This window comes from Synechococcus sp. ATX 2A4 (assembly GCF_024346375.1).
Lineage (GTDB): Bacteria > Cyanobacteriota > Cyanobacteriia > PCC-6307 > Cyanobiaceae > MW101C3.
Map to the genome: position 1 here is coordinate 234,554 of NZ_JAGQCV010000003.1, position 8,727 is coordinate 243,280.

7 protein-coding genes are annotated in these 8,727 nt (G+C 60.8%); 4 read left to right on the top strand and 3 right to left on the bottom strand.

Features of this window, described 5'->3' with window-relative positions; all coding sequences use genetic code 11:
- Positions 1-11 precede the first annotated feature (11 nt).
- The gene (locus tag KBY97_RS04475) at positions 12-1,073 is read right to left on the bottom strand and encodes a glycosyltransferase (RefSeq protein WP_255145475.1); all 1,062 of its coding nucleotides are present in this window, start codon (positions 1,071-1,073) and stop codon (positions 12-14) included.
- On the opposite strand from KBY97_RS04475, the gene KBY97_RS04480 reads away from it, so the two are divergent.
- Genes KBY97_RS04480 through KBY97_RS04490 form a run of 3 tightly spaced genes read left to right on the top strand, consistent with a single transcriptional unit; the run spans position 1,068 to position 3,711 of the window.
- On the top strand, positions 1,068-2,186 hold the full coding sequence (locus KBY97_RS04480; RefSeq protein ID WP_255145476.1) for a GNAT family N-acyltransferase: 1,119 nt from the start codon (positions 1,068-1,070) through the stop codon (positions 2,184-2,186). The genes KBY97_RS04475 and KBY97_RS04480 overlap by 6 nt on opposite strands.
- Positions 2,183-2,461 carry an acyl carrier protein gene (locus tag KBY97_RS04485; RefSeq protein WP_255145477.1) on the top strand — a complete coding sequence of 93 codons (279 nt, stop codon included), beginning with the start codon at positions 2,183-2,185 and terminating at the stop codon, positions 2,459-2,461. Before KBY97_RS04480 ends, KBY97_RS04485 begins: the two co-directional genes overlap by 4 nt.
- Positions 2,462-2,469: 8 nt before the next feature.
- Entirely contained in the window at positions 2,470-3,711 is a 1,242-nt protein-coding gene (locus KBY97_RS04490; protein ID WP_255145478.1) for a beta-ketoacyl synthase, read from the top strand.
- 20 nt (positions 3,712-3,731) lie between these two features.
- Here the strand turns inward: KBY97_RS04490 and KBY97_RS04495 are convergent, their stop codons facing one another.
- Together KBY97_RS04495 and KBY97_RS04500 are read right to left on the bottom strand one after the other, a co-directional pair.
- Positions 3,732-5,687, bottom strand: a complete 1,956-nt coding sequence (locus KBY97_RS04495; protein ID WP_255145479.1) for a capsule biosynthesis protein — start codon at positions 5,685-5,687, stop codon at positions 3,732-3,734.
- A 60-nt stretch (positions 5,688-5,747) separates the two neighbouring features.
- Positions 5,748-7,781 carry a capsular polysaccharide biosynthesis protein gene (locus KBY97_RS04500; RefSeq protein WP_255145506.1) on the bottom strand — a complete coding sequence of 678 codons (2,034 nt, stop codon included), beginning with the start codon at positions 7,779-7,781 and terminating at the stop codon, positions 5,748-5,750.
- Between the two features lie 101 nt (positions 7,782-7,882).
- Between KBY97_RS04500 and KBY97_RS04505 the strand changes: the two genes are divergently transcribed.
- Positions 7,883-8,581 carry a DUF429 domain-containing protein gene (locus KBY97_RS04505; protein WP_255145480.1) on the top strand — a complete coding sequence of 233 codons (699 nt, stop codon included), beginning with the start codon at positions 7,883-7,885 and terminating at the stop codon, positions 8,579-8,581.
- Positions 8,582-8,727 lie beyond the last annotated feature (146 nt).

Sequence of the window (8,727 nt, forward strand, 5' to 3'; positions counted from 1 at the left end):
TTCATGCATCCTCAAGTGAAAGGTAGCACAGATGTTACAGCGCAAAAAGCACTTGCCCTGCGCTTGGCATTGGCAGCAAGTGTTTCCAGATGTGTCTGATCATCTAGCAACATGTTGATGGCGTTCAGCCATAAGTCATGACCATCAACGAGCAGGATGCCATCCTCGCCGTGATGAATAAAGCCTTGATAGGGTGGCCGATCAGAATAGATTCCTACAGCCCCCATTCGAGCAGCATCGAAGAACTTAATCGGCGCTCTGCAACGGTTAAATGGATGATCAAGCAAGGGGCAGAGCATCACATCGAGCTGCCGTGTTGAAGAATCAAGCAGAAACGAGGACCACGACATGGGGTGAAGAATCCGCACCCCTGGAATATGACGGAACTGGCGATTGACCTGAAGATCTCCATACAGCTCAATCGAACAGTCGCTGCGAGAGCTCTGAAGCTTTTCCAACAGTCCCACCAACCACGCAAATTCAAGCGGATGAGATGCTGTGCCGAGATAGGCCAGACGACGGGTGGATCTAGAAGGGAATAACTTTGCTTCCGGACACATCTGCAGAAGATGGGGCTGAAGATGGCTATATTTATGCTGTAGATAAGCACTGGTCACCCACACTCGAGAAAATAATTTTGCAACGAAACGCGACTGATTTGTGATTCGCTCCCTCAATCTGCGCTGATAAGCGACCGGAAGGCCCTTGAGGGCTTCGGGATCAAGCAGGTCATCGTCCATCAAAAAAGCAAGAGTGGCACCTGAGCTCGCCAACCTTTGAATGACCCGCAGCCATGGCTTGGGTAGATAACGCACGACGAGGATATTGTCCGACTTTTCCAAAAGAGCGACCGTAGAAGCGCACGGCGCAATGCTGGAATCCAGCTCAGTAACGACAAATTTCGCTTGCTCAGCTGGAGCCCGTACAAAATAAGCCAGCGTGGGGCCAGCGTTTTGGTGGAGAATCGCCAGCCTTCGCCCCGAGTGCGGGCCGGCATCGCCGGTGGTGGGGAAAAGGCTTGAGGAGTTCAACGCCTTGGTTTCCTCTTGGCTCTCAGGGATGACTGCTTGCAACTGAGCTCACCGATGGGGCGTGAATCAGCGAAGGTATATACTATACTGGATATAGGGTTGACCAGAGCAATGGGGGAGGAAATTCGTGATCTCATCTCGGATGAACTATACCTGTCGTCTTCCTTACTTTACCGCCAAGCACCATTCGCGGTTCTGTTCATCCCGCCGTCCGGCTTTGATCGCTTCGCCAGTGAAATTGGTAGACTGAGAGCAATCTCTTATAAAGTACTTTCCCCCGCGACCTTGGACGACGTCGATCTTGACGGTAGAGATTCGAATTACTGGCAACTACTAGTCATTGACGAAGCTACTGCTCAAGTTGCCGGTGGGGCCAGGATTTCTTTTTCTGCATTTCATGGGGCCTCCTGGGATGGCACCAATTCATACCTTGAGCATTGCTACCCTGGAATTGATCGCGCCCTCAACTCACAGGGGAATGGGTACGTAGAGCTAGGGAGAACATTCGTTTCTCCCAATTATCAGCGAACAAGCAATACATTGCTGCACATCATGCGAGCCACTGTCATGGCAGCCACAGACACCAGCCATCGATTCATTATCGGCATGGTTTCGTATAATCATTTTCAATTCTCTCCCAGCGCAAATGCTCTTTTCATAAGCGAGCTTTTATCCCCAGCATTCAAGGGTAACCTGGTGGTCCCGCCACCCAGGCACTGTTGTCCTTTCAATACAACAGCCGAAGAACGAGCATTGCTTGCCGCTTGGGATACAATCCCAGCAGCAGCAAGTAATGAGAAAACAAGGTTTCCACCCGAAGCCGAAGCTGAGAACGCAACGCTCGAAACCACATCCATCGAAAGGCTGGCTTCACTGAGCTCGACAACTTATGCCGAACTTGAGCTGAAACTGCGTTCATGTGTTCAAGATGAGTTTCGGATTCCGATTATTATGAAGCGGTATGCGCGGATGGCTGGCGCCAAGCCTATTGGCCTATCTGTCGCCAAAGATTTCAACCAGATTACCGAAATTTTGATGTATTGTGATCTCCATGAGTTATCTCCGCTCCAGCGCAGAAAGCTTCTTGATCACGATCGGCATCGGGGTTGGTTGAACCAGCTTCCCTCCCCCTACACCCCCTCTCCCAAGCCGTGAATTCACCATCTCCTATCAATTCCAAGGCCACCCCAGACGAGATTCATGCCTGTCTCTCGGAGTGGCTCGAGAAGCTGGCGGGTGTACCGCCAGAGCGGGTCACAGCTGACGCCAGATTCGTGGAAGATCTCGGCCTTGATTCACTCGCCATGCTGGAGCTGATGATGGATGCCGAAGACCGCTTCGGCATCAAGATCGATGACGCCGACCTGGCCAACCTCACCACGGTAGGGGCCCTAATCACCCACCTTCAATCGCCACCCAAGCAAAGCTGACAGCCTTGATGGATCGCATCGCCATCACCGGTCTGGGGCTCGTCACTCCCCTCGGACCCGACGTGCTCAGCACCTGGGAGGCCTGGCTGGCGGGCCGCTCTGGCATCACAGCGCTCGATCCCACCTGGAGTGCCGATCTGCCCACCAGCATCGGTGCCCCCTGCCGCTTCGACCCCACCATCGCCATGCCGGCCTTCCAGGCCCGGCGCCTCGATCCCAGCAGTCAGATGGCCGTACTGGCGGCCCTGCAGGCCTGGCACCAGGCCGGTGAGCCGGCGCTGGCGCAGGATCGCCGCGCCGTGGTGATGGGAACAGGAATCGGCGGGTTGGTCACGGTGGTGGAGCAGCTCGAGGTGCTGCGCCTGCGGGGGGCCGAGCGGGTCAACCCACTCACTGTTCCGATGATCATGCCGAACGCCGCTGCCGCCCAGGTAGGCCTGGCCATCGGTGCCACCGCCGCCGTCCATGCGCCGGTGGCCGCCTGTGCTGCGGGTGCCGAAGCCATTGCCTGGGGGCTTGATCTGCTGCGGCTGGGTCGGGCCGATGTGGTGGTAGTGGGCGGCACCGAGGCAATCCTCAACCGGCTGGGCGTGGCGGCATTCGCTGCCATGCGAGCCCTCTCAGTGCGCAACGACGATCCCACCGCTGCCTCCCGTCCTTACGACCGTGACCGTGACGGTTTCGTGCTGGGTGAAGGCGCGGGAGCCATGGTGTTGGAGCGGGAAAGCCAGGCCATCGCCCGTGGGGTGCGTCCCCTGGGATTCCTGCTTGGTGCGGGCCTGTCCGCCGACGCCCACCACATCGCCGCGCCCGAACCCGAAGGGCGCCAGGCGGAAATGGCGATCAGACGGGCCCTGATTGATGCCAACATCGCCGCTCAGGCGGTGGACCTGATCAATGCCCATGCCACGGGAACCCCCCTGGGGGATCCGGCCGAAGCCCTGGCCCTCAGCCGCCTGTTCGAAGGCGGCTCCCATCCCCCGCTGGTGACGGCGCCCAAAGGGGCAATCGGTCACCTGATCGGAGCCGCAGGAGCCGTGGAATCTGTGCTCACCGTTCTCTGCCTACAGCAGCGCCGCGTCCCGCCTACCCTCAATTGCCCACACCCGGATGGCAGGTTGCAACTGCCTTTGGTGGTATCAAAGCCAGCAAGCCTTGCCGCTGAGCATCCGATAGGCATCAACAATTCGTTCGGCTTCGGTGGGCACAATGTTGCCCTTGTGTTTGAAGGGAACCCAGCCGACGGTTGATCAGCCTTGCCCGAGGCAAGTCAATCGATTGGGAGCAAGCTGGCGCGACGCTCGCGGTAGAGGCGTTGAATATGGCGACTGAGCGACTGAGGATCGCGGAAAGCGGCAGGTTCAATCGGGGAGCCTTCGGTGCAGATGATCGTGGCTCTGGGGCCGAACACGCGGCTCAGAATCATGGCTAGGGGCTTGTAGTGCAAGTTAGCCTCCTTGCGCGAAAAGCCGCGATAGGTGCAGAACCAGGGGACGATCACTGCATTGCTGCGCTTGCCGAGCAGATGCAGGCTGCCGGAAACCCGGGTGGTGATAGGGGTGACCAGCGATCCACTGGGATGCATGAAAATGCGGCCTTTGGTCTTGAGCACGCCGAGTAAATCCCTTAAGCCATCAAGGCGCGACGCTGGGCTGAGATGGTTGAGCGTTGTGTGTCCATAGTTCCTTGCAGAAGCACCGAAGAACGGCAGCAGCCACCAAATGTGCCGGCCAGCCGTGGTGATCCCGCATTCGCAAAAGTAGCCCTGAACCAAAAGGAAATCCAAGGCGTGTCCATGGTTGGCAATGTGGATCTGGGCGCGGGGAATGGGCTCCGCCCGGCGGTCCACCAACACCTTCACGCCACCTGCCGATAACGCCTGGCGGGCTGTCCACTCAAGCACCCGCCGTGCTTTGTCGCGAAAGCCACAGGCAAGCAGACAAAGCTGAACGTAATAGCCAGAGAATGCAACAAAGACAAGGGCGATGCGCAGCAGGATTTCCCTGCCTGCAGGTTTCGGTCCTGAGGCCGCCATCTCCAGCTCAGGGTCAATGGTGATGACCTGGCGGAAAGGAAACCAGCCATCAAAGTTTCCGTTGATCTGTGTGGTGGACAGCAGATGCATGTAGAACTTTCGAAACAACTGGCGATCTGAGGCAGTGGGCTTCTGCCAGAACGCATCCAGCGGCTTCTGGCAGGTGAGACCCGGGAGGTCGTAGAAGGTGCGTCCCATCACCTTTGTGGGAGTGGCGTGATAGAGGGCCTGCAAACCCACTGTGCTGTTGATCGTTACCACTCCCGTCGCCCGTTTGATGGCCGGGCCGAGCGGGCAGTCGTGGATGTAGATCACTCTTCTGCTGACGCCATGGGCTTCAGCTACCTGAGCAATTAGTTTTCCGTAGTGAATGTAGCCGCGGTCGCGGGGGTGGTGCTTGATCACCAGCCGGTTAGAAACAGGAGCATGCCGGGCAAAAGACGCGATCACCTCCTCAATGAAAGGCTCCATGCCGCTGTAAGAAGAACCCAGAGTGATCTGGGAATCGCTTGCAACCTGGAGAGGAACCAGGAAAAAAGGCGTGACAGATCGGAGCTCACGTCGTAGACGGCGCTCGGTGATCAGGTATAGGTTCTTCCGCAGAAATCCACTGATCTGGGCAAGCAGATAATCTGGCTTCGGCTGCAGTTTATGGGCCGACTGAATGATGGGATAGGGAGTGAAGGCATGCTGGATGAAGGTGGGCGCCTTCCACAGCTTTCGCCAGCGGATGCCGGATTCGCGCCGAGCCTGAGGAATCACATCCACAGGCGCAAGAGCGTGGTAGAAATCCACCGACTTGTTGAGGTTGGAGCGCGCATTGGCACGCTCCAACTCAAGGCTCACATAATTCGGCCGGATGTAACCAAGCTCAAATACCCAGGCATCTACTTTTTGCTGCGGCCGCAGCTCTAGCGCCAATTCGATGGCTAAGCGGTGAGGATCGATGAAATCCCCATACATGAACAGGTGGCGGATCTTCTTTTCCTTGATGACCTCGGAAAGAAACGCCTTGAACTCACTCATCTCGCCGTCGAACGGCAGGCGCTGATACCGATCAAAGCCAAATTCATGCAGCGGGAAGCTCACCTTGAAAACGGGCACCCCATGATCTTCAAGGTATCGAGCAAAGCGACCAAAGAACGAGCCGATCGGCCCCATCAGCAACAAAACGGGGCCTTCGATATGCATAGAAACCACTTCTCTCTCCCCCTTCCCAACAGACGAAAAAGATTATCCCAGATTTTTCCGCTAGAGGTCCAAGGCAAACCATTCCCGCAGCCGTCCCCAATGCCGAAAAATCCGACGCCGCAGACTCAGCGGCCGCGGCGGCTCACGGCGCCAGGCCAGCAGCTCCTCGATCGCCTGCTCCGCAGTGATGAACAGCCCGCTGAAACGGCTGACATAACTGGGATAGGCCACCAGCGCGCCGAAGGCCAGCTCATCGAGCTCCAGCTTGCGCCCGCGCCGCGGACAGGCGTGGCGGTCGTGGGTGAGGCCCCAGCCAGCGAAGAACGGCAGCCCCCAGGTGTGGACTTCAACGCCGCGCAGCAAAGCTTCAAACCCTGACAAGGAGGTGAGTACGTGCAAGGCATCGACCTGCCCATAGAGAGCCTCCAGCGATCCGCCCACGACCACTTCATCGCACCAGCGCGTGGCCTGCTCCTCATCGGCGCCCGCCCGGCGCAGGCCGGCCACCACATCGGGATGGGGCTTATAGAGCAGCCAGGCCTGCGGTTCGGCGCGCCGCACCGCCTGGAGCAAATCCACATTGGTGTGCACGTCAACGGCACCGAAGCGGATGGAGGCGTCCCCCTCCACCTGGCCGGGCACCAGCACCACCCGCCCCTGATCAGGAGGACGGCGCCAGGGCAGAGCGGGGAGGTTGTACTTGGTGATAGCAGCGTCCACGATTGATCGCCGCACCGCTGCACCACGTGCACGGTCGGCCGCTGAAAAACGGTGATGGGAAAGGAAGGTTTCCAGGTCGCTCGCGCGCCTGGCGTCGTAGTACATGCCCGATTGATCCACCACCCAGGAGATCGGATCGATCAGATTGGCGCCCAGACCCACCGAGCGCAAAAAGCCATCTTCCAGATGCAGCACCTCTGTGGCCGGGCACTGCTCCAGGAAGCTGGCCAGCCGTCGGCCCGGTTCACAGCCCCAGATCGCCATGGCAGAGGAGCCGCTGCCGGGTTGGGCGTGGCGCCGCCGAAACCGGAGCTCCGCGCCGGCCAGGAAGCGACGCAGGATCGGCTGCTTCCAAGGTTTGAAGCCGAAGGCCTCGATGGCACGGGGCCATCGCCGCCGCTGGCTGACCTGCAGGCCGAGAGCAGCGATCAGCATTTCCGGCGTGCAGGGGAGCTGATGATGGGGGTCGATGCAGCGCCCATAGGCCACCAACGCGGCATGAACCAGTTGGTCGAGGCCCGGCCGGTGGACAGCGCGCCGTTCCGGTGGCGGCAGAGCGTCGTGGGTGAGCCCCCAACCGGCATAGAAAGGCATGCCGTAGCAATGCACGGGCTTGCCCCACAGCAGCGCCTCGAAACCCAGCTGCGAAGTGACCACAAACACCGCTTCCGCGCGCTCCAGCAACGCTGTGGGATGGCCACCATCGGCGCAGATGCAGAGGCGGGGATCCTGCAGCTCGGCGGCGCGGAAATGCCCCCGCTTGCGCCCGGCGGCCACATCAGGATGGACCTTCACCACAACGGTGACTCCGGGATGCTGCTGCAGCGCTTCCCTCAACATGCGCCCAAAGGCGGCCGCATCCGCCAGACCGCAGCGGATCGAAAGATCGCCAGCCGTCTGATCCACCACCAGCACGAAGCGCCCCTGCGGCGCCGGCGATTCCGGGGCGCCGTTGTATTTGCTGACCCGTTGTTCGCACCACAGGCGGCGCAGCGCCCGGGCGCGGGCGCCCTCAGCGGCACTGAGCGGCGTGGCGATCCACCGCTCAAGGGCACTGGGGCGGGTGGCGTCGTAGTAGATGCCCAGGTCGTCGACCACCAACGACAGTGGCGGCGCATCCGGCCCAAGCCCGAGCGAGCGGATGAAGCCGTCTTCGCAACGCCAGAGGGGCAATTGCCGCTGGGCGGCAAGGCGGGTGGCGAGCCCCGAAGAGGGCTTGAGGCCCCAAGCGAGCAGCGCATCGAGGGGTTCCCGCCCACAGGCGTGCCTGCCGCAGAGCAGCCGGGCGGGAGCCAGCAGCGGCGCCAGCGTGGGGATGGCCGCCATGCCCCGCGATGGAATGCCGAGGCGAAGCGAAGAGGCGGGGGGGGACACCGGCAAGGCAGCTGCGCAGCCAGGGGAACGGCCAGTGTGGCGCCGTCCGCCCCGCGGCAGGACCTGTCGCAGACCGGTGCGACGGTCGCCCCCGCAGCCCGATGACGCTGCTGCGCGGCGTTGACGGCTGCCGGGCCGGCTGGTTGTGCGTGGAGGCGCGACAGGGAGAGGAGCAGGTACGGGTGAGGCTCTGCCGCAGCGCCACCGAGTTGTTCGAGGGGGTCGAACCGGCGGTCACCGCCATCGACATGCCGATCGGACTGGGCGAGAACGGCCCGCGCCCCTGCGACCAGGCGGCCCGGCGCTTTCTAGGCCAGCGGGGAAGCAGTGTGTTTCCCGCACCGGTGCGGGCGGTGCTGGCGGCCACCACCTACGTGCAGGCCTGCGAGCTCTCATTGGCCGCGCAGGGGCGCAAGCTCAGCAAGCAGAGCTATTTTCTGCTGCCGAAAATCCGCGAGCTCGATGGGCTCCTGCGGGCTGATCCGCTACTAGCCGCTGCTGTGATGGAGGCGCACCCCGAAGTGTGTTTCGCCCGCTGGAACGGAGACACGCCGATGCTCCATGCCAAGAAGACGGCCGCTGGCCGCACGGAGCGGCTCGCCTTGGTGGAGGGCCGCTTCCCTGGCGTTGCCAGCCGCGTGCGGGCCCGGTTTCTCAAGCGGGAGGTTGCCGACGACGACATTCTTGATGCGCTGGCCACCCTGTACACCGCCAGCCGCCTCGCTGAAGGAGCAGCCGTGGCCTTTGGTAGCGCCACCACCAAAGACAGCACCGGCCTGCCGCTGCAGATCTGGGGGTGAGCAACCTGCCGTGCCGACCGCCCCCGCCTGCGATCCCGTTTGCCGTGGCTGTGCTGCATAAAAAAGCCCCCGCAATGTGCGGAGGCTTTGGATGGATCGATCGCTGTCAACCGGAGTGCCTTGAAGCAGGTTCAATGAACACCGGC

What these genes read in the sequence shown, in the direction of transcription:
- KBY97_RS04490 (WP_255145478.1), top strand. Translation starts at nt 2,470, where the DNA reads ATGGATCGCATCGCCATCACCGGTCTGGGGCTCGTCACTCCCCTCGGA.
- KBY97_RS04495 (WP_255145479.1), bottom strand. Translation starts at nt 5,687, where the DNA reads ATGCATATCGAAGGCCCCGTTTTGTTGCTGATGGGGCCGATCGGCTCG.
- KBY97_RS04505 (WP_255145480.1), top strand. Translation starts at nt 7,883, where the DNA reads ATGACGCTGCTGCGCGGCGTTGACGGCTGCCGGGCCGGCTGGTTGTGC.